This window comes from Solimonas marina, assembly GCF_012241385.1.
GTDB lineage: Bacteria > Pseudomonadota > Gammaproteobacteria > Nevskiales > Nevskiaceae > Solimonas > Solimonas marina.
Window position 1 is genome coordinate 118,361 of record NZ_JAAVXB010000011.1, and the last position, 22,126, is coordinate 140,486.

At 65.7% G+C, this 22,126-nt stretch carries 21 protein-coding genes; 14 read left to right on the forward strand and 7 right to left on the reverse strand.

The annotated features are described in order from the left end of the window. The first annotated feature begins 6 nt into the window (after positions 1-6). From G7Y82_RS17235 to mgtE, 4 genes are all read left to right on the forward strand, one after another. Positions 7-402, forward strand: coding sequence for a PTS sugar transporter subunit IIA (locus tag G7Y82_RS17235; protein ID WP_168149384.1), 396 nt, complete (start codon positions 7-9; stop codon positions 400-402). A gap of 46 nt (positions 403-448) precedes the next feature. Then, complete coding sequence (locus G7Y82_RS17240; RefSeq protein ID WP_168149385.1) at positions 449-724, forward strand: HPr family phosphocarrier protein; 276 nt, start codon at positions 449-451, stop codon at positions 722-724. A 6-nt stretch (positions 725-730) separates the two neighbouring features. Next, entirely contained in the window at positions 731-2,458 is a 1,728-nt protein-coding gene (gene ptsP, locus G7Y82_RS17245; protein ID WP_168149386.1) for a phosphoenolpyruvate--protein phosphotransferase, read from the forward strand. A gap of 151 nt (positions 2,459-2,609) precedes the next feature. Continuing rightward, entirely contained in the window at positions 2,610-3,959 is a 1,350-nt protein-coding gene (gene mgtE, locus G7Y82_RS17250) for a magnesium transporter (RefSeq protein ID WP_168149387.1), read from the forward strand. A gap of 168 nt (positions 3,960-4,127) precedes the next feature. Here the strand turns inward: mgtE and G7Y82_RS17255 are convergent, their stop codons facing one another. Beyond that, positions 4,128-4,766 carry a DNA-3-methyladenine glycosylase family protein gene (locus G7Y82_RS17255; protein ID WP_168149388.1) on the reverse strand — a complete coding sequence of 213 codons (639 nt, stop codon included), beginning with the start codon at positions 4,764-4,766 and terminating at the stop codon, positions 4,128-4,130. A 113-nt stretch (positions 4,767-4,879) separates the two neighbouring features. Here G7Y82_RS17255 and G7Y82_RS17260 point away from each other — a divergent pair, with 113 nt between their 5' ends. From G7Y82_RS17260 to G7Y82_RS17270, 3 genes are all read left to right on the forward strand, one after another. Next, complete coding sequence (locus tag G7Y82_RS17260) at positions 4,880-6,058, forward strand: vWA domain-containing protein (RefSeq protein WP_168149389.1); 1,179 nt, start codon at positions 4,880-4,882, stop codon at positions 6,056-6,058. A gap of 66 nt (positions 6,059-6,124) precedes the next feature. Then, positions 6,125-6,526, forward strand: coding sequence for an MAPEG family protein (locus G7Y82_RS17265; protein WP_168149390.1), 402 nt, complete (start codon positions 6,125-6,127; stop codon positions 6,524-6,526). After that, positions 6,523-7,200, forward strand: coding sequence for a SanA/YdcF family protein (locus tag G7Y82_RS17270; RefSeq protein WP_168149391.1), 678 nt, complete (start codon positions 6,523-6,525; stop codon positions 7,198-7,200). The genes G7Y82_RS17265 and G7Y82_RS17270 overlap by 4 nt, the downstream gene beginning before the upstream one ends. A gap of 99 nt (positions 7,201-7,299) precedes the next feature. Here G7Y82_RS17270 and G7Y82_RS17275 read toward each other — a convergent pair whose 3' ends face one another. The 5 genes from G7Y82_RS17275 to G7Y82_RS17295 all read right to left on the reverse strand — a co-directional run bounded on the left by G7Y82_RS17275 (position 7,300) and on the right by G7Y82_RS17295 (position 14,348). After that, positions 7,300-9,111 (reverse strand): DUF1302 domain-containing protein, encoded by a 1,812-nt coding sequence (locus tag G7Y82_RS17275; protein ID WP_168149392.1) that lies wholly within the window; start codon positions 9,109-9,111, stop codon positions 7,300-7,302. A gap of 18 nt (positions 9,112-9,129) precedes the next feature. Next, positions 9,130-11,391, reverse strand: coding sequence for a hypothetical protein (locus tag G7Y82_RS17280; protein WP_168149393.1), 2,262 nt, complete (start codon positions 11,389-11,391; stop codon positions 9,130-9,132). Positions 11,392-11,607: 216 nt separating this feature from the next. Next, on the reverse strand, positions 11,608-13,158 hold the full coding sequence (locus G7Y82_RS17285; RefSeq protein ID WP_168149394.1) for a glycerol-3-phosphate dehydrogenase/oxidase: 1,551 nt from the start codon (positions 13,156-13,158) through the stop codon (positions 11,608-11,610). Positions 13,159-13,169: 11 nt separating this feature from the next. Continuing rightward, positions 13,170-13,643 (reverse strand): GNAT family N-acetyltransferase, encoded by a 474-nt coding sequence (locus G7Y82_RS17290; protein WP_168149395.1) that lies wholly within the window; start codon positions 13,641-13,643, stop codon positions 13,170-13,172. 3 nt (positions 13,644-13,646) lie between these two features. Next, a complete protein-coding gene (locus tag G7Y82_RS17295; protein ID WP_168149396.1) occupies positions 13,647-14,348 on the reverse strand; it encodes an SDR family NAD(P)-dependent oxidoreductase in 702 nt (233 codons plus the stop codon). A gap of 194 nt (positions 14,349-14,542) precedes the next feature. Here G7Y82_RS17295 and G7Y82_RS17300 point away from each other — a divergent pair, with 194 nt between their 5' ends. The 5 genes from G7Y82_RS17300 to G7Y82_RS17320 all read left to right on the forward strand — a co-directional run bounded on the left by G7Y82_RS17300 (position 14,543) and on the right by G7Y82_RS17320 (position 19,427). Continuing rightward, complete coding sequence (locus G7Y82_RS17300) at positions 14,543-15,748, forward strand: efflux RND transporter periplasmic adaptor subunit (protein WP_168149397.1); 1,206 nt, start codon at positions 14,543-14,545, stop codon at positions 15,746-15,748. A gap of 99 nt (positions 15,749-15,847) precedes the next feature. Next, positions 15,848-16,534, forward strand: coding sequence for an ABC transporter ATP-binding protein (locus G7Y82_RS17305; RefSeq protein WP_168149398.1), 687 nt, complete (start codon positions 15,848-15,850; stop codon positions 16,532-16,534). A 109-nt stretch (positions 16,535-16,643) separates the two neighbouring features. Next, the gene (locus tag G7Y82_RS17310) at positions 16,644-17,792 is read left to right on the forward strand and encodes an ABC transporter permease (protein WP_168149399.1); all 1,149 of its coding nucleotides are present in this window, start codon (positions 16,644-16,646) and stop codon (positions 17,790-17,792) included. A gap of 4 nt (positions 17,793-17,796) precedes the next feature. Next, entirely contained in the window at positions 17,797-18,975 is a 1,179-nt protein-coding gene (locus G7Y82_RS17315) for an ABC transporter permease (protein WP_168149400.1), read from the forward strand. Beyond that, complete coding sequence (locus tag G7Y82_RS17320; RefSeq protein WP_168149401.1) at positions 18,975-19,427, forward strand: copper chaperone PCu(A)C; 453 nt, start codon at positions 18,975-18,977, stop codon at positions 19,425-19,427. Before G7Y82_RS17315 ends, G7Y82_RS17320 begins: the two co-directional genes overlap by 1 nt. Here the strand turns inward: G7Y82_RS17320 and G7Y82_RS17325 are convergent. Then, complete coding sequence (locus G7Y82_RS17325) at positions 19,399-20,370, reverse strand: cytochrome c oxidase assembly protein (RefSeq protein ID WP_168149402.1); 972 nt, start codon at positions 20,368-20,370, stop codon at positions 19,399-19,401. The two genes, G7Y82_RS17320 and G7Y82_RS17325, sit on opposite strands and share 29 nt — an antisense overlap. Positions 20,371-20,481: 111 nt before the next feature. On the opposite strand from G7Y82_RS17325, the gene G7Y82_RS17330 reads away from it, so the two are divergent. Continuing rightward, positions 20,482-21,063 carry an SCO family protein gene (locus G7Y82_RS17330; protein ID WP_168149403.1) on the forward strand — a complete coding sequence of 194 codons (582 nt, stop codon included), beginning with the start codon at positions 20,482-20,484 and terminating at the stop codon, positions 21,061-21,063. Positions 21,064-21,162: 99 nt separating this feature from the next. Next, complete coding sequence (locus G7Y82_RS17335; RefSeq protein WP_168149404.1) at positions 21,163-22,107, forward strand: 2-oxoadipate dioxygenase/decarboxylase family protein; 945 nt, start codon at positions 21,163-21,165, stop codon at positions 22,105-22,107. Positions 22,108-22,126: the final 19 nt, after the last annotated feature.

The window sequence follows — 22,126 nt, forward strand, 5'->3', positions numbered from 1 at the left end:
GCCCCCATGCCGCGGATCGGCCTGCTGCTGGTGATGCACGGCAAGCTCGGCCACCACCTGCTCGACACCCTGACCGAGATGATGGGTGAACTACCGCTGGCCGCCGACGTACTGGAAGTGCGCCGCGTACAGGCGCACGACGTCTTGCTCAAACAGGGCAGCAAGATGATCGAGCGTCTCGACGCCGGCGCCGGCGTACTGATCCTCACCGATGCCTTCGGCTCGACGCCGAGCAACATCGCCAACAAGCTGGCGACCGGCGAGCACGTCGCCGTCGTCGCCGGCGTCAATCTGCCGATGCTGATCCGCATCTTCAACTACCCAACGCTGGCGCTGGCGGCGATGGCCAAGAGTGCCGCCGAGGGCGGCGCACGCGGCGTCATCGTCTGCCCGAAAAGCTGAAATACAGCCCCACCCGACCACGCCCGACAAACGAAGGACTGCTCACGTGGAACGCAACGTCACCATCGTCAACCGCCTCGGCCTGCACGCGCGCGCCGCCGCCCGGCTCGTCACGCTGGCCTCGAAGTTCGAGTCCGAGGTCCGTGTCCGCAAGGACGGCCGCGAAGTCAGTGGCAAATCGATCATGGGTGTCATGATGCTGGCCGCCGCCAAGGGCGCCGAGATCACGCTGATCGCCGACGGCACCGATGCCGAGCAGGCACTCGATGAGCTGGCCGAGCTGATCGCCAACAAGTTCGACGAAGAACCCGAAGGCAGCTGATCGCGCATGAGTCTCTGGCTCTCCGGCATCGGCGTCTCGCGCGGCATCGCGATCGCGCGCGTGCAGAAATTGCACGCCGGCGATCTCGACATCCCCGAACACTCGCTGGAACCCGACGACATCGAAGGCGAAGTCGTCCGCTTCATCGGTGCACAGCGTCGCGCGCGCGAACAGCTGCACGAGGTGCGCGAAAAGATCCCGTCGGGCACGCCCGGCGAAATCACGGCGTTCATCGACACGCATCTGCTGATGCTCGAGGACCGCTCGATCACCGACACCACGCTGGCGCACATCCGCAACCAGCACATCAATGCCGAAGCGGCTTTGCGGCAGACGCGCGACGCGCTGATCGCGGTCTTCGAGCAGATGGACGACGCCTACCTGCGCACGCGCCGCGACGACGTCGATCATGTCTGCGCGCGCATCCTGCGCGTGCTGTTGCGCTCGGAACGGCAGCTGCCGGCCAAGGCCGACAACGAGCCCTTCGTGTTGGTCGCCGACGACATCACGCCGGCCGACATCATCATCCTTGCCCAGCAGCACGTCGCCGCCTTCGTTACCGAATACGGCGGGCCGCTGTCGCACACCGCGATTCTCGCGCGCAGCCTCGGCATTCCGGCCATCGCCGGCCTGCGCGACGCGCGCCGCCTGCTGCGCGAAGGCGAGCCGGTGATCCTCGACGGCGAAGCCGGCCACCTGCTCGCCGCGCCCGACGAAATCGCCCTGGAGTTCTATCGCGCCAAGCAGCGCGCGCAGGCGCAATACCGCGCCGGTCTGGTGCGGCTCAAGGGCCGCGACGCGGTCTCGCGCGACGGCCTGCGCGCCAAGCTGCTGGCCAACATCGAGCTGCCCGAAGACGCCAAGGTCGCCGAAGAAAACGGCGCCGAGGGCGTCGGCCTGTACCGTACCGAATTCCTCTACATGAACCGCAAGGATCTGCCGGACGAGGAAGAGCAGTTCGACGCGTATGCGCGCATCGTCTCGGCGGTGGCTGGGCCGATCACCATCCGTACCCTCGACCTCGGCGCCGACAAGCAGGTCGACTCCGGCCGCTCGCACGGCCCGACACCGAACAACCCGGCGCTGGGCCTGCGCGCGATCCGGCTGTGCCTGAAGGAGCCGGAGCTGTTCCGCACTCAGGTGCGGGCTCTGTTGCGCGCCTCCAAGTACGGCCGCATCAACATCATGCTGCCGATGATCTCCAACCTGCAGGAGTTCCGGCAGGCACGCGCGGCCATCGACACCGTGCGCCACGAACTGATCGGGGAAGGCCACGAGATCGCCGACCAGATTCCGGTCGGCGCGATGATCGAGGTGCCGGCGGCGGCCTTGGCGGCGCCGATGCTGGCGCGCCACTGCGACTTCTTCTCGATCGGCACCAACGACCTCATCCAGTACACGCTGGCGATCGACCGCGTCGACGATGAGGTCAACTACCTCTACGACCCGCTGCATCCGGCGGTGCTGCAGCTGATCAGCCGTACGATCGAATCCGGCAGCCGCGGCGGCATCCCGGTGGCGATGTGCGGCGAGATGGCCGGCGATCCGCGCTACACGCGGCTGCTGCTCGGCCTCGGCCTCACCGAGTTCTCGATGCATCCGGCCAGCGTGCTGGAAATCAAGCGCATGATCATGGACGCCGACGTCGGCGCACTGCGCCACGCTGTGCAGGGCATCCTGGCCTCGACCGATCTGCAGGAGATGCGCGACCGCATCGCCGCGCTGGACGCGTAAAGAGGATCGCGGCTGGCGCCGCTCTTGCAAATGCAACCGCCACCCCTGTAGGAGTGGCGCAAGCCGCGATCCCGCGTGCAAGGTGCAGCAAAAAGTTCAGCGAGCACTCACGCGCTTCGGCTAAGCTCGCGCGGCACTTCCTGGAGAGCGGATGTCCGAGCGCGAATCATCGTCGGCAGCGGTGGCCCTGCTGCGTGAGCGGCTGGCCGGTGGACGTCTGCTGCCCGTGCGCCGCGCGCTGCATGCGCTGAATCCGGCCGAGATCGCCAACCTCCTCGAATCGCTGCCACCACAGCAGCGCAAGGTCGTCTGGGAGATGGTCAGCCCCGAGGACGACGGCGAGGTGCTGCTGCATCTCGGCGAGGACGTGCGCACCGAGCTGATGCGGCAGATGGACGTCCACGAACTGGTCGCCGCCGCCGAAGAGCTGGACATCGACGACCTCGCGGACTTCGTCGAACACCTGCCGGAAACGGTCACCCAGCAGATTCTCAAAGCGCTGGACGCCGACGACCGCGCGCGACTGGAGGCGGTGCTCGCCTACGAGCCGGATACCGCCGGCGGTCTGATGAACACCGATACCGTGACGGTCCGCCCGGACGTCACGCTCGACGTCGTGCAGCGCTATCTGCGTCTGCGCGGCGAGCTGCCGGCGCATACCGACGCGCTGTTCGTCGTCGACCGCTACAGCCACTACCTCGGCGCACTGCCGCTGGATCGCATTCTGACGCGCGGCGAGACCGAGCTGGTGTCGGGCGTCATGGAGCGCGAGCGCGAAGCTCTGCCCGCGTCGATGGGCGAAGAACGCGTCGCACAGCGCTTCGAGGACGCCGACCTGGTGTCGGCGCCGGTGGTCGACGACGGCAATCGCCTGGTCGGCCGCATCACCATCGACGACGTCGTCGACGTCATCCGCCGCGACGCCGAGCACAAGCTGATGTCGCTGGCCGGCCTCGACGAGGACGAGGACATCTTCTCGCCGGTGCGCGGTGCCGCGCGACGCCGCGCGGTCTGGCTCGGCATCAACCTCGTCACCGCGTTCTTCGCCTCGTCGGTCGTCGATCTGTTCCAGGGCTCGATCAGCAAGGTCGTGGCGCTGGCGGTGCTGATGCCGGTGGTCGCCAGCATGGGCGGCATTGGCGGTAGCCAGACCCTGACGCTGATGATCCGCAGCCTCGCGCTCGGCCAGATCGGCGCCCACAATTGGCGCTTCCTGCTGAAAAAGGAACTGGCGGTGGCAGCCATCAACGGTCTGCTCTGGGCCATTGTCGTCGGCGCCGTCGCGCTGATGTGGTTCCACAGCCCGCTGCTGGCGCTGGTGGTCGGCATGGCCATCGTCATCAATCAGACCATCGCCGCCCTGGCCGGCATCTTCGTGCCGCTGACGCTGCACAAGATCGGCATCGATCCGGCGCTGGCCGGCAGCGTGATCCTGACGACCTTCACCGACGTCTGCGGCTTCTTCAGCCTGCTGGCGCTGGGAACGCTGATCCTGCTGTAGAAGCAAACGGCGTTAACCACAGATTTCACAGATGACACAGATTTGAATGTGGAGTCGCCGGTTCAGAGGAAGGCTCCTCTTGCTCTGGTCGTAACGGAGCTCATAAGGCGTAGAAGCTTCAGCTTCTTCCATCAGCGAAATCTGTGAAATCTGTGGTTAAACCGCTGTTCAAACCCAGATTTCGTTGACCGGATCGGCGACGCGCCACAGATACCAGCTGGCGATGCTGCGATATGGCGCCCACTTCTTGACGATCTTCAACGTACGCGCGTCGGCTACCGGCTTGCCCTGGTTGTAGAGCATGTTGACGCCGCGGCGCAGGCCGACGTCGTCCATCGCGAACAAATCGAGGCGCAGCAGCGCGAACATCAGGAACATCTCGGCAGTCCAGCGGCCGATGCCGGGCAGCGCGTCGAGCAGCTCGATCGCCGACTCGTCGTCGAGCTTGCGCATCGCCTTGAAGTCGAGCTGCCCGGCTTCGGCCGCATCGCCCAGATGCTTGAGCCACTTGGCCTTGGCGGTCGACAGGCCATAACCGCGCAACTGCTCGTGGGTGGCGCGCGCCAGCAGCGCCGGCTGGATGTGCTGCAGCGCGCCGATGCCCGCCATCACTCGCGCCTGGATGGTATCGGCGGCGCGGCTCGACAGTTGCTGACTGATGATCGACGAACACAGCGTGTGAAACGGGTCACGGCGCTTGTGGCCGAGTGTGCACGGGCCGTGTTCGACGATGACCTGTGCCATCACCGGATCGACGGCGGCCAGATGCTGCTCGCCGAGACGTATCTGTTCGCGAATGCTGGGCATGGACCGTGGCGCCTGTCTCAAAAGCTCGAAGGCCGGGACCGGAACCCGGCTTGCGCGGGATGCGCGCGGCACGCACGTTACAATGCCAGAAATTCCTGCGATGGTGATCTGCCGTGCTCTTCACCTTCTTCTTCACGCTGCGCGCCGCCGGCGTCAAGGCCAGCCTCAGCGAATTCCTGATGCTGCTCGAGGCGCTGTCCAAGCATGTCGCGATCTTTTCGATCGACGACTTCTACCATCTGTCGCGCGCCGCGCTGGTCAAGGACGAGTCGCAGTACGACCGCTTCGACCGCGCGTTCGCGGCCTACTTCAAGGGCGTCGAGGCGGTCACCGGCGAGCTGTTCGACTCGATCCCCGAAGAATGGCTGAAAAAGCAGGCCGATCTGCACCTGTCGCCGGAAGAGCTGGCCAAGATCCAGGCCCTGGGCGGCCTCGACAAGCTGATGGAGACGCTCAAGCAGCGCCTCGAAGAGCAAAAGGAACAGCACCATGGCGGCAACAAGTGGATCGGTACCGGCGGCACCAGCCCGTTCGGCCACGGCGGCTACAACCCGGAAGGTGTGCGCATCGGCGGCCCCGGCGGCCAAAAGAAGGCGGTCAAGGTCTGGGAGAAGCGCGACTTCCGTAACCTCGACGACAGCATCGAGCTGGGCACGCGCAACATCAAGATCGCGCTGCGACGCCTGCGCCGCTTCGCCCGCGAGGGCGCACCGGACGTGCTCGACATCGACGACACGATCAGTTCGACGGCGCGCAACGCCGGCTATCTCGACATCAAGATGGTGCCGGAGCGGCGCAATGCGGTGAAGGTGCTGCTGTTCCTCGACGTCGGCGGCTCGATGGACCCTTATGTGCGCGTCTGCGAGGAGCTGTTCAGCGCTGCCAAAACCGAATTCAAGCACCTCGAATACTTCTACTTCCACAACTTCGTTTACGAGTCCGTGTGGAAGGACAATGCACGTCGCCACAGCGAGCGCATTGCCTTGTTCGACGTGCTGCACAAGTACACGCCGGACTACAAGGTGCTGTTCGTCGGTGACGCAACGATGAGTCCATACGAGATCGTGCACGCCGGCGGCAGCGTCGAGCACTGGAACGAGGAAGCCGGCGCGGTCTGGTTCAAGCGCCTGCAGGATCAGTTTCCGCACATGGTCTGGCTCAACCCGGAACGCGAGGACCACTGGGAATACACGCCGTCGATCCAGGTCACCAACGAGTTGCTCGGTGCCGGGCGTATGTTCCCGATGACCCTGTCCGGGCTCGAGCAGGCGATGCGCCGGCTGGCACACTGAGACGCGCGGCACGCCTTCCCCGGAGGCGGCTAAAATTGGCGTTCCAATAACATCGGGGGAGTGAACATGGATGCGATGACGGCGCTGCTGGGCTTTACCGCCTGGACCTTGTTGCTGGTCGTGCTGGTCGTGCTGTGGCGCGGCGTTGAGATTCTGCGCGGCAAGCCGGCCAATAGCTGGGGGCGCAGCGATTCGATCGCGGTACCGGGCTTCGTCACCCGCGCCAGTCACGCGCATTTGAACTGTTTGGAGAATCTGCCGGTCTTTGCGGTCATCGTGCTGGCCGCGGTCGCCATGGGCAAGACCGCGGCGCTGGGGTCGCTCGGTTGCTGGGTACTCGGCGCACGCATCGTGCAGAGCTTGGCGCACCTGATCGGGACCCAGCAGGTGCTGGTGCTGATTCGCGCGACGGCGTACTTCGTTCAGGTGGGTCTGTTCATTTACATGCTCTGGAGTCTGCTCGCTTGAAACCCTGGACGCGCCGCTTCATTCAACGCTGGCTGATCACCGGTTTCTTCGCGTTCGCGCTGGTCGTACTGCTCGGCAATCGTTGGGTCATCAACAGCACCGACGCCTATATCTACAAGGATTGGGCGTTGATGCCGGACAATGAAGTCGGCGTCGTGCTCGGCACCAGCAAATACATGCAGAACGGCAAGCCGAGCCCCGAGTTCCAGGGCCGCATCGACGCCGCCGCCGAGCTGTACCAGAACGGCAAGATCAAGCACATCATTGTCAGCGGCGCGAACCCGGACGAGACCTACAACGAGCCGCGCGCGATGCGCAAGGCGCTGATCAAACAAGGCGTGCCCGACAACGCGATCACCATGGACTTCGCGGGCTTTCGCACCTTCGACTCGATCGTGCGCGCCCGCGAGGTGTTCGGTCTGCGACAGTTCACCGTCATCACACAGCGCTACCACAGTTACCGCGCGGTGTTTCTCGGGCGCAAGATGGGCATGAAGGTCGTCGCCTACATCGCGCGCGCAACCTCCGACGGCGGCTACGGCACCCGCAACCCTCCGCGTGAGATCTTCGCCCGCGTCAAGGCCATTCTCGATGTCTTCCTGCTCAGCACACAGCCGAAGTTCCTCGGCGAGCCGGAGAAAATCGAACTGGCGCCGGATGCGTCGGACACCTAGTCGCCGGCTTCCCGGTCGCGATCGTCTAAAAAGGGGCCGGCGAAAGCCGGCCCATTGCCCCCGTGAGTGGCCCCCCGGGACCACCCACGACTTTTTCGCTCAGAACTGGTAACGCAGCACCGCTTCGGCGAAATCGCGGTCGGCCAGGAGGTTACCCCTGCCGCCGCCGAAGTAGGCCGTATAGCCAATTTCCGCCGACCAAGCCTGCAGGTAATAGCCTGTGACGCTGGCGTTGAAAGTCTTGCGGTGCTCGACGAAATTCAATAGCGGTGTCGGCGTCACGCCCTGCACGTCGTGGTCGAAGCGCAACTGTGGCTCGAGCCGGAACTTGCCGAACACGTTGTTGTAAGTGAAGCGGGCCAGCAGCTTGTAACCCCATGAGAACGGCGTCGCGTAACCACCGTGGTTCTGCGGGATGGTCGTGCCGAACTCGCTGGAGACCAGCGCCGCCACCGTCGCATCGCCCGGCGTGTAGGTGCCCGGCCCTTCGAAACGCAGCTCGCTCTGCGGCGGCAGATCGTGCACGTAGACACCGCCGGCCTCGGCCAGGAACAGCATCTGGTCGGAGCCGATCCAGCGCATCGGGCCGGCCAGGCGGGTTACCGACAGGTCGACCTGGCTGACATCGTGGCGGCGGTAGCCACGGATGTATTTGTTGCCAAGCGCCGAGCCGACCGGCGCCGCTGGCGGCGGCGTGACCTGGCTTGGCGCGCCGGAGCCGGCGAGCAGCAGTTCGACATCGTCGACCTGCAGTGGCTGCTTGGTCTTGAGGCTGTATTCGCCCTGCAACGCCCAGGCGCCGAGCGTGGTGTTGAACGACACGCCGTAGAGGCCGATGTTGCCCGGGTATTCGAGGAAGAACGTGCCGGTTTCCGACGGCGCCGCATAGCTCGACTTCGACGTGCCGCTGACCAGCGGCAGACGGCTGCTGTAGGTCATGGCGTAGAACGACAGGTCCATGTCGTTCAGCGACGGAATCAGGAAGCTGATCTTGCCGCCGAACTGTCCGGTCTTGTCGGGCTTGACGTCGCCGGTGCGCGGCAGCGTTTCGTTCGGGGTGTTCTCCGGCGCCAGACCGAACGAGATGTCGGCACGCGTGCCGCCGACCGCCGCGAAGTCATTGGTCGACCAGAACGTACCGGCCGCATCCGGCTGCGTGCGCGGCGCGTCGAACTGATAGAAGGCTTCGACCGACACATCGGGGCTGATGTCGAACGACAGCCAGGCCATGCTCTCCGGGATCACCACTTCATCGAGCGCATAGCCCGGCACGTGCAGCTGGTTGCTGTCGAACGCGAGGATGCTGTTGATGCCATTGAGCACGAAGGTCGATTCGCCCCAGTTCAACACCTGGCGACCGAGCTTGAACGCCAGCGTGTGGCTGCCGATCGGCAGGCTGCCGAACACGTAGGCATCGAGCAGGTCGGCATCGTTGCCGGTGTAGTCCTGCACGGCGCGGGTCTTCTTGCGCAACTCGGCGGTCGACGCCACCGAGACATTGCCGCTCGGTGCGACGCCGTAGCCGGGATCGACCGCCCCCGGCGTATAGAAGTTATCGGCGTTGAAGAAGTCCTTCTTGTTGTTGAGCTTCTCGTTGAACAGATAGCTGCCGCGCACGAACAGGCCGAAGTCGCCCTTGGTCAGGGTCAGGTCGGACGTGATCTTCGCCGCCGACGACACCAGGTCGCCCTTGCCGAATGCGAGGTTGCCGTCGTCGTCGTTGTTCGAATAGGCGTTGCCACCCTTGCTGATACCGATCAGCTTGGGATCGCGTGACTCCAGGCGCCAGGCGCCACCAAGCGTGATGCGACTGTTGAGCTGCAGGTCGACACCGCTGACGGTGTCCGTATAAGCCATGACCGGCGTCGCGAAGACGAGCGCAACGGCCGAGGCAATCAGGTTCTTTTTCATGATCTTGCTCCTCGTGTCTTACTGCGCGCTCGGGCAGGCGCCGATCTGCAGCGCGGTGCCGTTGGTGGCGACAAAGCTGGCGACTTCGGCCTGCATTTCACAGGTCACGGCGTAACCGCCGGATGCGTCGCTGGGATCGAGGATGGAGGCGTGCGAACCGGTGGCAAAGCGCACGACGTTGTTGCGCGCCGCAGCGCCCACCAGCGTCTGCGCCGATGCCGGCACCGTCAGCACGTCGGTCTGCGCCGGTCCCGGAATGAAGCCCAGCCCCAGCGCGCGTGCCAGCGGATCGGAACCGCCGAGATAGCCGGAGATCGGGATCGTGTCGGTGGCCGGGCAGTCGACGTCGTTGGCGATCGTGCAGTTCGGCACCACGGCGTCGCCACGCACCTCGATCATCAGGATCGGATGATTGGCGGCCGCATCGGTCGCGAAATTGAGCGGATCGGCTGCGTCGACGGCGGTCTGCGCAAAGCGCAGGAAGGTCTCGTAATTGTCGTTGCCTTCGGTAATCTCGCCGCCGCTGGACGCCGCAAGGCCAGCCGCGATACGCGGACCGAACGCCGCCGAGCCGTCGAGCAGCTTGGCAATCCCACCGCCGGGCATCGCCAGCGCGGCGGCCGCGGTGTCGTCGTTGGCGCCGAGCATGGTGCTCATCGTGATCGCGCCCAGCGAATGACCGACGTAGCGGATCTGGCTGCCATCGAGCGTGATGCCGGCCGGCGTCAGCGAGCTGTTCAGCACCACCGTGCCGCCGACCGACTTGGCCAGCGTCATGATGTCGGACACACCCTGGCGGATGTTGTCACGGCTGGTCAGCAGGCTAGACAGATTGATGAAGCTCGCCCCCGAACTGTCGACCACGCCATCGGCACCCGCGGCGCCGGTGTCGTTGTTCATCACATCGAGATCGAAGGTGCGCTCGGTCGGCCGCAGCGACGTCGGGAAGGCGTCGGTGGCGGCACGCAGCGCGTTGCCGGGCGGCAGGCCGTGCAACGGCAGGTCGATGGCGATCGTCGCGTAGCCGGCAGCGGCCAACGTCGGCGCGATCGCCAGGCTCTGCGAGCGATTGCCGGTAATGCCGTGCTGGAAGATCACGACCGGCCAACCACCGGACGGCATCGTCTTGCCGCTATTGGCATTCGGAATCGTCAGGATCACCGGGATACGCTGCTCGCTCTTTTCGACCGGCATCGGATAGCAGGTCGTGGTGCTTTCACTCGGCGCCAGCTGACCGCACGTCACGTACGAGGTCGACGAACTCAACGCCGGCAACACCGTCGAGCTCGACGCCGGCTGGCTGGTATCCGCCTTCCAGTAGGTCGTCAGCGGCGCGGTCGGATCGGCGTCACTCGGTGCGTCCAGGTAGTACGGCACGGTCATCGAGCCGACATAGACATCGCCGGTCGCCGGCGCACCACTGAGCACTTGAGCGGTATTGAGGCCGGTGGCGACGACGGTCACATCATGCGCGGCGACTTGCGCGCCCATGGTCTTCAGCGTGACCTGCGTGTTCTGCGTCGTGAACGGCCAGGCGATGACGATGTTGTCGCGCGTGATGCCAGCGGCGGCCAGACCGTCGAACATCGGTGCGAACTGTTGGCGGATGCCTTCGAGCGTCGCCTTCTGTGTGTCGTTCAACTCCGACAGCACCGGCTCGGTCTGTTGCGAAACGGCAGTCGTCGAGCGTACGACGCGGAACAGGTCGGCCGCTTCGACCGGTACGCCGTCGGTCGAGGTCACCTGCGTGGTGACGACGACGATGTACTGGGTCGACGGCTGCAACGGCTTGAGTGGCTCGATCAGCATGCGCGTGCGCAACTCATTGAGCGGCAGTCCGGTATCGGGATCGATCGCCGTCGACGATTGCAAGGTGTAGTCGACGCCCGGTGTCAGCGGCTGCAGGGTCGCGGCGTTGATGACCAGCACGCCGGGCAGATGCGTGGTCGTGTTGACGTTCAGCGCGTCGGCAACGTCGACATAGCCGATGAAGTCGGTGAACAACGATGAGGTGGTCGAGAACCCGTCGAGCTTGTTGGCGGCGGTGACAAACGGGACCTCGTCGTCGTTGGCGCCATTCGGAATGTTCAGCGTGCCATCGGTCGTGCCGGTGAACAGACCGTCGAACGGAAACGGAATGATGGCGCTGGCGGCCACCGGATCGAACAGCGAGTACGCGTTTGCGGGGGTTCCGGCAAAGCCGGTGTCATCGTCATGGGCACTACTGCAGGCCACCAAACCGGCAGCCAGCAGCAGCGACACGATCGTGCGTGTACGCATGGTGTTTCTCCTCACTTCTGTTGTTATAAGTCGCCGGCTCTTGCGACCGGCGGGGCGCCGGGACGCCCCCCTGATACAAGGGCGATTATCAGAGAGTCAGGGGCGAAAGTTCAGCCGAATACGGGCGACAAAAGTGCCGTTCATCGGTATGTGCAGCGCAGCATCGTGCTGCACCGCAATAAACCCTGTGCGATCGAGGAGGCCCGCAGCGTCCGATCAGGCGATTTGCGGGTGACCGAAGCGAGCCAGCGTCGCCAACAGCGGCTCACGCCAGCGGTCATCACCGACCAGCAGCGTCAGCGGCATGCGCCGCCGCGTGATGTCGTCGAGCGACAACGCCATCTCGTCACGCACCGCATGGATCGCCTCGGCCATCACGAACGGCGCATCGGCGTGAATGCGCGCCGCCAGTTCCGGGTGCTCGGCGATCAACGCCGCAATGCGCGTGATGCCGCTGCCGTGACGCAGCGTCAGCCAGCGCGCCGCCTCGGTATCGACACCGAGCGCCGCGAGTTCGGCGACCGCCTGCGCCTGCCAGGTCTCGAAATCACCGACCGGCGCGTCCGGCAGCGGTCGATGCTGCGTCACTGGCGATGGCGCATGGCGGCCCAGTTCGCGGAATACCGTGTCGACAATGCTGATGCTGTCGTGACGCGACGTCGTGTACTTGCCGCCGACATGCATCACCAATCGCGGCCGCGGTCGCCGTACCGCGAATTCACGCGTCACCTCGGACAGCGACGCCGTCTCTTCGGCCTGCAGCATGCGCACGCCGGCAAAGCGCGCGATGACGTCGTCACGCGTCCAGCTGATGCCGGGCAGACCGGAGCGCACCCCCGCCAGCAGGTAATCGGTCTCCGCGTCGGTCGGTTGCGCTTCGCCTGGTGTCGCGACCGTCGCCTCGGTGGTGCCGACCAGCGTGCGGCCGTACCACGGAATGACGAAGAACACGCGGCCGTCCTGGGCCGTCAGCAAGAAGGCCTCATTGCAGCCGCTGATCGCCGGCAGCACCAGATGCGTGCCCTTGACCAGCTTGACCTTGGGCGCCGACTCGCCCAGCAGCGCCGGACCCCAGGGGCCGGCGGCGTTGACCACGACACGCGCACGCACCGGGAAGCTGCGCTGCGCAACACGATCCTCGACCTCGGCACCGCAAACCGCCTCGCCGTCCTCGAGAAAGCGCAGCGCCGCCATGCGATTGACGCAGACCGCGCCGCTGCCCTGAGCGGCAGCGGTGACGACCAGTGTCATGCGCGCGTCGTCTTCCTGGCAATCGCCGTAACGAAACCCGCCGAGCAGACGCTCGGGATCGATGAACGGATACTGGGCCAGCAGTTGTCGCGCACGGTAATGATGGTGCGGCTGCACCGGCCGGCTGCCGAGCGCCAGCAGGTCATAGAGCACGAGGCCGCAGGACACCAGAAACGGGCTGGCGCGCGGGCCTTTCCACATCGGCAGGATGAAGTTCAGCGGCCGCACCAGGTGCGGGGCGATGTGATAGAGCGTACGGCGCTCCTTGAGCGCGTGGCGCACCAGGCCGAACTCGTAGTTCTCCAGATAGCGCAGACCACCGTGAATGAGCTTGCTCGACGCCGACGAGGTACCGCTGCCCCAGTCGCCTTTCTCGATCAGCGCCACCGACAGGCCCCGGCTCGCGGCGTCGTAGGCGGTCCAGGCGCCGTAGATCCCGCCGCCGACCACCAGCACATCGAATTCGCGGCCGGTCAGCGCGTCGGGGTTGCGGATCAGCGGAAACGCGGCGGTCATCAAAGGCTCCGTCAAAGTGCGCGGTGGACAGGCTTGCGCATCACGTAACGGCGCAAGATCACACCGTCGCGACTCACATCCTCGGGCGCCATCACCGCGAAGCCATGCCGCTCGAAGAACGGCCGCGCAACGGCGCTGGCCTCGGTCTTCAGCCTAACAGCTCTACCCGCAATCAGCGCATGCTCGGCGGCGGCCAAAAGCCGGGTCGCGACACCGTGTCGGGCGTGCGACGGCGCGGTATAGAGCAGATCGATATGGCCATCGTCTTCGTAGCCGATGAACCCTGCCAGGGCGTCGCCATCGACCGCCAGCAGCACGTGCTGCGCCGCCAGACGCCGGCGCCAGTCGTCGATATCGGCGTCGACCGGCGCCCAGGCTCGCCGCTGCGCGGCGTCATAGTGCGCGCCAGCCAGGCCGTGCACGGACGCCGTGAACAACGCAACGACTGCCACGGCATCGGCATCGACGTAGCGGCGCAGCTCCATCGCTTATTTGTGAATCTTCTCGATGTCGAAATGCCCCTTGGGCTGACGGTGCAGCCACAGGAAGGTCTGCGCGATGCGCTGCGGGTCGAGTCGCGTGCCGCGCTGCACGAAGCCGTGAATGGTCACCGTGCCGACATGCACGCCGTGCGTACCAAGCTCCTGCGCCAGCGTATAGGCCAGCGAGCGCAGCGCGGCCTTGCCGAGCGACAAGGACGCGTATTTCATCGCCGGCTCATAGGCGACACCGCTACCGGTGAACAGGATGGTGCCTTTCTTGGCCTTGACCATCGCCGGCGCCACTTCCTGCACGGCGACCAGCGCACCGCCGACATTGGTGCGGAACTCATCGACCAGCACGTCCGGCTCGATCTCACCGGGCGCACGCAGATTGGCAGCGGCGGCGTTGTAGATCAGCACCTGCGGGTCACCGAAGTCGGCACGAGCAATGTCGAGCCCGCGCTTCAGCGACGCCGGATCACCGGCATCGGCAGCATAGGCGGCAACGTAATGACCGGTTTTGCGGCTCAGCTCCTGACACAGATTGCGCAGCTTCAGCGGCCCGCGCGACAGCAGCACGATGTCAAAACCCTCACCGACGAAGGCCTCGGCCAGCGCCGCACCGATGCCCGGGCCGGCGCCGACAATGAAGCAGACCGGGCGGCCGATGCGGGTCTTGCGGCGGGTAACGGAACTGCGTGCGCTCATACAGGCCTGCCTCGGCGATCGGAAGTCCGCATATGATAAGCACGCAGCGCACCATCTCATTCGGGACATTCGGGGGAATACAACGGAATGGATGTCGACGTCGAAACGCCTGCGTGTTCGCGCCGGACCGGCGACGGCCCAGTGCCGCAGCCTGTTGCGCAGTGCGCACCGACCCGTAACCGGGTGCTGCACGCATGAGCGACGCACACAGCCTGCTCAATCAACTGAAGATCGACCGCGGCCGCGAACCCGAACCACGTCGGCGCTGGCCGTGGATCGTCGTTGTCGTCGTCGTGCTGCTCGCACTTGCCGTCGGCGTTGCGCTGTCGATGCGAAGCAGCAGCGTGGCGATCAGTACCGCCACCGCGACGCCACTGGGCGGCAGCGCGGGCGGCGCAGCCTCGGTACTCGACGCATCGGGCTATGTGGTCGCGCGCCGACAGGCCACGGTCTCGGCCAAGATCACTGGTAAATTGCAGGACCTCTACATCGAGGAAGGGCAGAAAGTCTCGGAGGGCGATGTCATGGCACGCCTCGACGATTCAAACGCGCGGGCGGCGCTCGAGCAGGCACGCGCCAGCCGCGAAGCCGCGAAAGCCGCCTACGCCAACATCAAGCCGATCTACGCTCGCGACCAGCAGCAGGCCCAGTCTGGCTTCATCAGCGCCGCGGCGCTGGACCAGAGCAAGGCCACGTACGACGCACGCAAATACGACGTCGACGTCGCCCAGGCCAATGTCGATGTCGCGCAGCGCAATCTCGACGACACCGTGGTCCGCGCCCCGTTCTCCGGCGTGATCACGACCAAGGCGGCGCAGCCCGGCGAGATCGTCTCGCCGATCTCGGCCGGCGGCGGCTTCACGCGCACCGGCATCGGCACGCTGGTCGACATGGATTCGCTGGAGGTCGAAGTCGACGTCAACGAAAATTTCATCAATCGCGTCCATGCTGGCCAGCCGGCAACGGTGCGTCTCAACGCCTATCCGGACTTGAGCATTCCGGCCGAGGTCATTGCCATCGTGCCGACCGCCGATCGCGCCAAGGCCACCGTCAAGGTTCGTGTCGGCTTCAAGCGCAAGGATGCGCGCATCCTGCCGGAGATGGGTGCGCGCGTCTCGTTTCTCGAAGGTCAGGACGATGCCAGCGCGACGCGTCAGGCGCCGGCCGGTGTCAGCGTGCCGGAGGCGGCCGTACAGCGCGAAAATCCGTCGGCAGCCACCGGTGTGGTCTATGTCGTCCACGACGAGCGCGTCGAACGCCGCGCGGTGCGGCTCGGCAGCGGCGCCGGCGACGGCCAGCTGGCGGTGCTGTCGGGCGTCAACCCCGGCGAGACGGTGGCGATCGGCAATTTTTCGGCGCTGCACGACGGCGCCGCGATCAAGGTGCGCGCGACGCCCTGATCAACAGGCATCGCGCTTTGCGGAACCGTGCGCCACCGGCCGCCACGCCATGCCGGTGACGCGAACGAACACGGGCATGCGGTAACGGGGGCTGCTTCGATGAACGATATCGTCACGCTGCAAGGCGTCGCCAAGCGCTACACGCGCGGCAAGGAAACGGTCGAGGTCTTGCATAGCCTCGACCTGACCATTCCGCAGGGCGACTTCGTCGCATTGATGGGCCCATCGGGCTCCGGCAAGACGACCCTGCTCAACCTGATCGGCGGCCTCGACCAGCCCAGCGACGGCGAGGTCCGCGTCGCCGGCGAGCGCATCGACGGGTTGTCCGGCGCTGCCCTCGCCCGCTGGCGCGCGCGCCACGTCGGTTTCATTTTCCAGTTCTACAACCTGATGCCGACGCTCAGCGCACAGGCCAACGTCGAGCTGCCGCTGCTGCTGACGCCGCTGTCGAAAGCACAGCGCCGCCAGAACGCACAGATCGCGCTGCAGATCGTCGGCCTCGCCGACCGCGCCAAGCACAAGCCCAGCGAGTTGTCCGGCGGTCAGCAGCAACGCGTCGCGATCGCGCGGGCGCTGGTCGCCGACCCGACGCTGCTGGTTTGCGACGAACCGACCGGCGATCTCGACCGCAAGACCGCCGATGAAGTGCTGAGTCTGCTGCAGACGCTGAACCGCGAGCACGGCAAGACCATCGTGATGGTCACGCACGACCCCAAAGCCGCCGAATACGCCCAGCGTCAGCTGCATATGGACAAGGGCACGCTGGTCCCCGGAAACGTGCCATGAATGGCACATTTGCCCGTCGTACGCTCGGCCAGGGATGGCCGGACCACGGCTCAATCAGGTTCTACAGTCACGCCATGCAGGGCACCGTCGAGCTTGGGGAGACCGCCCGATGAAATACTTCCCGCTGCTCTGGGCCGGGCTGTGGCGCAAGAAGGCGCGAACGGTCTTCACGCTGCTGTCGATCGTCGTCGCCTTCCTGCTGTTCGGCATGCTGCAAGGCGTCAACGCCGCGTTCCAGCAAGGCGTCAATAACGCCAACGTCAATCGCCTGGTCGTGACCAGCAGGATTTCGCTGACCGAAGCGCTGCCGATCTCGCAGCAGCAACAGATCGCTTCGGTCCCCGGCGTGGCCGGTGTCGCCTATGCGGTCTGGTTCGGCGCGTACTATCAGGACCCGAAGAACTTCGTGTTCGCGACGCCGGTCGACATCGAGCAGTACCTGCACGTCGTCCCGGAGGTCAAGGTCGCCGCCGATCAGGTCGCGGCGCTACAGCGCGACCGCACCGGGCTGATCGTCGGCAGCGCGCTGATGCAGAAATACGGCTGGAAGATCGGCCAGCGCATCTCGCTGCATTCGACGATCTGGGTCAACAAGTACGACGGCACCTCGGACTGGCCGTTCAACATCGTTGGCACCTACAGCTTCACCGGTGACGACTCGCAGAATCAGGGGGCGTTTTTCAATTACCGCTATCTCGACGAGGCGCGCACCTTCGGCACCGGCACGGTCGGCTGGTGGATCGTCTCGGTCAAGGACCCGAACCAGTCGGCGCAGATCGCCAACGCCATCGACACCCGCTTTGCCAATTCGCAGGACGAGACCAAATCGCAGAGCGAGAAGGAATTCGCGCAATCGTTCCTCAAGCAGTTCGGCGACATCAACTTCATCGTCAAGGCCATCCTCGGCGCGGTGTTCTTCACCCTGTTGTTCCTGACCGGCAACACCATGATGCAATCGGTGCGCGAGCGCGTGCCGGAACTGGCGGTGCTCAAGACCCTAGGCTTCTCCGACGCCAAGGTCATGACGCTGGTGCTGGCCGAATCGCTGCTGTTGTGCGTGATCGCCGCGGCCCTCGGTCTGCTGCTGGCCTGCCTGATCTTCCCGGCACTCAAGAGCGTGGTCGGCACCGTGACGCTGCCGCCCGACGTGCTCGCCAGCGGCGCCATCGTCGCCGTGCTGCTAGCACTGGCGACCGGCGGTCTGCCGGCCTGGCGTGCGCAGCGGCTGGCCATTGTCGACGCCTTGGCCGGGAGATAACGCGATGCTCAAACAGACTCTGGCCGTCACCGCGATGAACCTTAAGGCCATCCCGCAACGCCTCGGCACGTCGTCGGTCATCGTCATCGGCATCGCCGGCGTTGTCGCCGTGCTGGTGTCGGTCCTGGCCATGGCTGCCGGCTTTCACCAGACCGTCGCCAATAGTGGTCGCGACGACCGCGCCCTGGTCCTGCGCGGCGGCTCGCAGGCCGAGATCAACAGCGTCATCCCGCGCGACAGCGTGCAGACGATTCTCGATGCGCCGGGCGTACGCAAGACCGCGCAGGGCAAGCCGATCGGCTGCGGCGAGGTCGTCACCATCGTCAACCTGCCGCGCATCAAGGACGACAACGATTCCAATGTGACCTTGCGCGGAAGCTGCGAACAGCTGCAGACGCTGCGGCCGGAGATCAGGCTGGTGCAGGGCCGCATGTTCAAACCGGCGGTGCGCGAACTGATCGCCGGCGCCGGCGCCGCGCAGCAGTTCAAGGGCTTGACGCTCGGCGGTCAGCTGCACTTCCGCGATTCGGACTGGACCGTGGTCGGCATCTTCACCAGCAATGGCGATGCGCACGAGTCGGACCTGATGGCCGATGTCGACACCGTGCAGTCGGCGTTTCGCCGCACTGGTTTTCAGTCGGTGACGGCCTTGCTCGAATCCCCGGCACGTTTCGATGCCTTCAAGGACGCACTGACCACCAATCCGACGCTGACCGTCGACGTGCGGCGCGAACGTGAGTACTACGCCGATCAGTCCAAACAGCTGACCAAATTGCTCAACTTCGTCGCGTATTTCGTCGGCGGCATCATGGCGATCGGCGCCATGTTCGGTGCCTTGAACACCATGTATTCGGCGGTGTCCGCACGGTCACGCGAGATCGCGACGCTGCGCGCGCTCGGCTTCGGCAGCACGCCGGTGGTACTGTCGGTGTTTGCCGAATCCTTGTTGCTGGCACTGGCCGGCGCGGCGATCGGCGCAGCACTGGCGTGGCTGTTCTTCAATGGCAATGCCGTCAGTACACTGGGCCGCAACTTCAGTCAGGTCGTGTTCCGGCTGACCGTCACGCCGGAGCTGATGCTGGCCGGCGTCTGGCTGGGCCTGTTCATCGGCTTGCTCGGTGGACTGTTCCCGGCGCTACGCGCCGCGCGCCTGCCGATCGTCGACGCCTTGAGGGCTAGCTGATGCACAGAATCTGCAAACTCACAGCCACCGCGCTCATCGCCACGATGGCGGTCAGCGCCGAGGCAGCCGACTCGCCGGCCTCGCCGGTCATCGAAGATGCCTGGATTCGCGCGCTGCCCGGCGATCTGCCGGCCGCCGGCTATTTCAGCATTCACAACCTTGGCGACGCGCCGCGGCAGCTGACCCGCGCCGATACGCCGGAGTTCGCCGGCGCGATGCTGCACCTCAGCAGCGAGCAGGATGGACAGTCGCAAATGCAACACGTCGACGGCGTCACCGTCGCAGCGCACGGCCGGGTGTCATTCCGCCCCGGCAGCTACCACCTGATGCTGATGCACGCCAAGGCGCCGCTGACGATCGGCAGCAAGGTACCGATCGCGCTGCACTTCGACGACGGCAGCAGCGTCGTCGTGCCGTTCATCGTCAAGGGCGCGTCGGCAACGGCCTATTGAGCGTCGCCGCGCGCCGTGGCGCCTCGCGGTATAGACCGAGCACGACGACGGTCGCGATCACACTCATCATCGCGCCGGGAATCCAGACCACGAGTCCACCCAGTTCCTGATCCACCAGTGGGCCCAGCGCGAACGCGCGGCCGCAGATGGCATAGACCGGATACAAGTCGTGACGCGCCAAGCCGATCACGGCGCCGATCAGAATCTGCGCGATCATCACCACCCACAGGGTGATCAGGCGACCGCTGAAGCCGAGCGCCGCGGGCGGCGACGGCCGTCGGTCGAGCATCAGCGCCCAGAACGGCAAGCCGTCGAGAATCATGCTCCAGTTCATCATCTGGTAGAGCGGCAGGCTCAGCATCACATCGAAGTGCATCGCCGGAATCAGCCAGATCGCGATACCGCCGACGAACAGGATCGGCGCCAGCAGCGGATGCAGCACCACGCGCAGCAGCGCCCGCACGACAGGATTGCGACGCAACGGCGCATAGGCACGACGGCGCAGAGTGCGCGGCATGCCGAGTACGATCAGCCGTTGCGGCGCGGCCAGCATCATGAAAAACGGCCCGAGGTGATGCAGCAGCAGATGCTGGACACGATGAATCCAGAACATGTGCTGCGCGTAATAGTCGAGCCGCGATTGCATGGCGAAATACAACAGCAGCACGGCGCCGCAATAGCTGATCTGTCGCCAGCGGCCGACCGTCAGCCCGAAGCGGCGCGCCCGCGCCACCCCGCGCAGGAACAGCCAGAGTGCGGCGACGGCGGCGGCCAGCACCGTCGGTGAAAACTCCCATGGCAGCAACGCCTCCAGCCACGGACGCGCTGGCGACCAGAGCCAAGCCGTGCCGATGGCGACAGCGAGTACCGACAAGATCACCAGGATCGAGCGTCGCGGCCAAGCTGCAGCGCGGCCACGCGTCGCCATTGCGATGGCGTTCATGCAGACAGGGTCTCCTCCACTCGATACGATGGACTGCCGCCATTCTGACGCAAACCGGAACACAGGCTGACATTGCCGGTCTCAGCCTGCTGGGAATCGACGGGGATACCCATGCTGCGCCACATCACACTCGCGCTGTTCGCACTCGCCGTGCTCGGCGGCTGCCATCAGCAGCAGACCTGGAAACTGAAGAACGTCCGCCACCTCTTGCCGGACCTCAAGTTCACGATGCAACGCGCCGGCGACGACAAAACCGTCACCGCCGCCGACTATCGCGGCAAGACCGTGCTGCTCTACTTCGGCTACACACACTGTCCGGATATCTGCCCGACCACGCTCGCACGTCTGCGCGCGGTGCTGCACGGCCTGGGCGCGGACGCTGCCAAGGTGCAGGTCTTGTTCGTCAGTGTCGACCCGCAACGTGACGACGACGCCACGCTGGCGCAATACGTTCATGCGTTCGATCCGGCGTTCGACGGTCTGCGCGGCAGCCCGGCCCAACTCGCGGCACTGGCCAAGCGCTACCGCGTCGGCTACACCAAGCAGGGCAACGAACCGGATGGCGGCTATACGATGAGCCACAGCTCGGCGGTGTTCATCTTCGACCGCGCCGGCCACGCACGCCTGCTCGGCGACGAAACCGCGCCGGTCGACGCGTTCGACGCCGACCTCAAGCAGTTGCTCGCCGGTTGAAGCGCGGCACCTGAAAACCCCTGCGACAGTCGCCGGGCGGCGGCCTACACTGCCGCCACGATCAAGACGGCGGCCACCGACCGCCGGGAGGAGCAGGCTGTGGCACGACTCAGTCCGGCGGCACTGCGCGCGCGCTTCGTCGACGCCGCCACCGAAAAATTCGCACGCAACGTCGCGGACTTCGTGCGCCTGCAGGCGCTGGTGGCCGACCACGGCGGCCGCTTTCACAACGATCACGGCGCCATCCGCACCGCTGATCCGCGGGTTCGCGCGCTGTTCGTGCGCGCCGCGCGCCTGATGGGCCTGCGCCCCGAGCGCCGCTATGCCTTCCCGGCCAAGAAGCTCAAATCGTTCGACCTGCAGGTGATCGGCGAAGACGCCACGCCGTTCAAGGTGTTCGTCTCGGAAGTCGACCTCGACGCGTTCGCACCGGAAGTCGCCGCGTGCATCGTCGACGACGCCGAGCGCCAATGGTCCGCTGTCGATCACAGCGCGTTCATTGCACTGCTGGCCCGCGGCGAAATCGCCGGCGGCCTCGACGAGGCCGACGCCGCCAACTTCGTCTCGCATCTGGTCGAGACGGTGATGCAACGCAACGGTCCGCCCCTGCAGCGACAGACATTGGCACGCGTCGCCGCGGTGTCCGGCGAAGCCGCCAGCGCCTTGGCGCTGGGGCCGGACTTCAATCACGTGACGATCGACGTCCGCGCCGCGAACTTCGATGGCATCGACGCCATGGCCGACACGATGCGCGCCGCCGGCTTTCGCCTGCTGCCGGCGATCCAGGGCGCACCGGGCACGGCGCTGCGGCAGACCGCGACGATGGCGGCAACGATGGACACGCCGGTGCTCGAAGCCGACGGCACGGTCGGCGTTGCGCAGACCGAGAAGCAATTCGTCGAAATCATCGAGCGCGCGCAGGCCCATGACGACGACGGCACGCCGCTGTGGACGCAAGACGGCGCGCCGCTGATCTTTCGCAATTTTCTGGCGGCCAATGCCGAGAAGATTTTCGACGCCGCCGCGACCCGCGCCGGCCGCTAGCGCGGCCCGGCGCGAACGA

Bases quoted from the DNA above. Each gene is read 5' to 3' on its own strand.
- G7Y82_RS17235 (WP_168149384.1), top strand. From the start codon at position 7: ATGCCGCGGATCGGCCTGCTGCTGGTGATGCACGGCAAGCTCGGCCAC.
- ptsP (WP_168149386.1), top strand. From the start codon at position 731: ATGAGTCTCTGGCTCTCCGGCATCGGCGTCTCGCGCGGCATCGCGATC.
- mgtE (WP_168149387.1), top strand. From the start codon at position 2,610: ATGTCCGAGCGCGAATCATCGTCGGCAGCGGTGGCCCTGCTGCGTGAG.
- G7Y82_RS17255 (WP_168149388.1), bottom strand. From the start codon at position 4,766: ATGCCCAGCATTCGCGAACAGATACGTCTCGGCGAGCAGCATCTGGCC.
- G7Y82_RS17265 (WP_168149390.1), top strand. From the start codon at position 6,125: ATGGATGCGATGACGGCGCTGCTGGGCTTTACCGCCTGGACCTTGTTG.
- G7Y82_RS17275 (WP_168149392.1), bottom strand. From the start codon at position 9,111: ATGAAAAAGAACCTGATTGCCTCGGCCGTTGCGCTCGTCTTCGCGACG.
- G7Y82_RS17280 (WP_168149393.1), bottom strand. From the start codon at position 11,391: ATGCGTACACGCACGATCGTGTCGCTGCTGCTGGCTGCCGGTTTGGTG.
- G7Y82_RS17285 (WP_168149394.1), bottom strand. From the start codon at position 13,158: ATGACCGCCGCGTTTCCGCTGATCCGCAACCCCGACGCGCTGACCGGC.
- G7Y82_RS17290 (WP_168149395.1), bottom strand. From the start codon at position 13,643: ATGGAGCTGCGCCGCTACGTCGATGCCGATGCCGTGGCAGTCGTTGCG.
- G7Y82_RS17295 (WP_168149396.1), bottom strand. From the start codon at position 14,348: ATGAGCGCACGCAGTTCCGTTACCCGCCGCAAGACCCGCATCGGCCGC.
- G7Y82_RS17300 (WP_168149397.1), top strand. From the start codon at position 14,543: ATGAGCGACGCACACAGCCTGCTCAATCAACTGAAGATCGACCGCGGC.
- G7Y82_RS17305 (WP_168149398.1), top strand. From the start codon at position 15,848: ATGAACGATATCGTCACGCTGCAAGGCGTCGCCAAGCGCTACACGCGC.
- G7Y82_RS17310 (WP_168149399.1), top strand. From the start codon at position 16,644: ATGAAATACTTCCCGCTGCTCTGGGCCGGGCTGTGGCGCAAGAAGGCG.
- G7Y82_RS17315 (WP_168149400.1), top strand. From the start codon at position 17,797: ATGCTCAAACAGACTCTGGCCGTCACCGCGATGAACCTTAAGGCCATC.
- G7Y82_RS17320 (WP_168149401.1), top strand. From the start codon at position 18,975: ATGCACAGAATCTGCAAACTCACAGCCACCGCGCTCATCGCCACGATG.
- G7Y82_RS17325 (WP_168149402.1), bottom strand. From the start codon at position 20,370: ATGAACGCCATCGCAATGGCGACGCGTGGCCGCGCTGCAGCTTGGCCG.
- G7Y82_RS17330 (WP_168149403.1), top strand. From the start codon at position 20,482: ATGCTGCGCCACATCACACTCGCGCTGTTCGCACTCGCCGTGCTCGGC.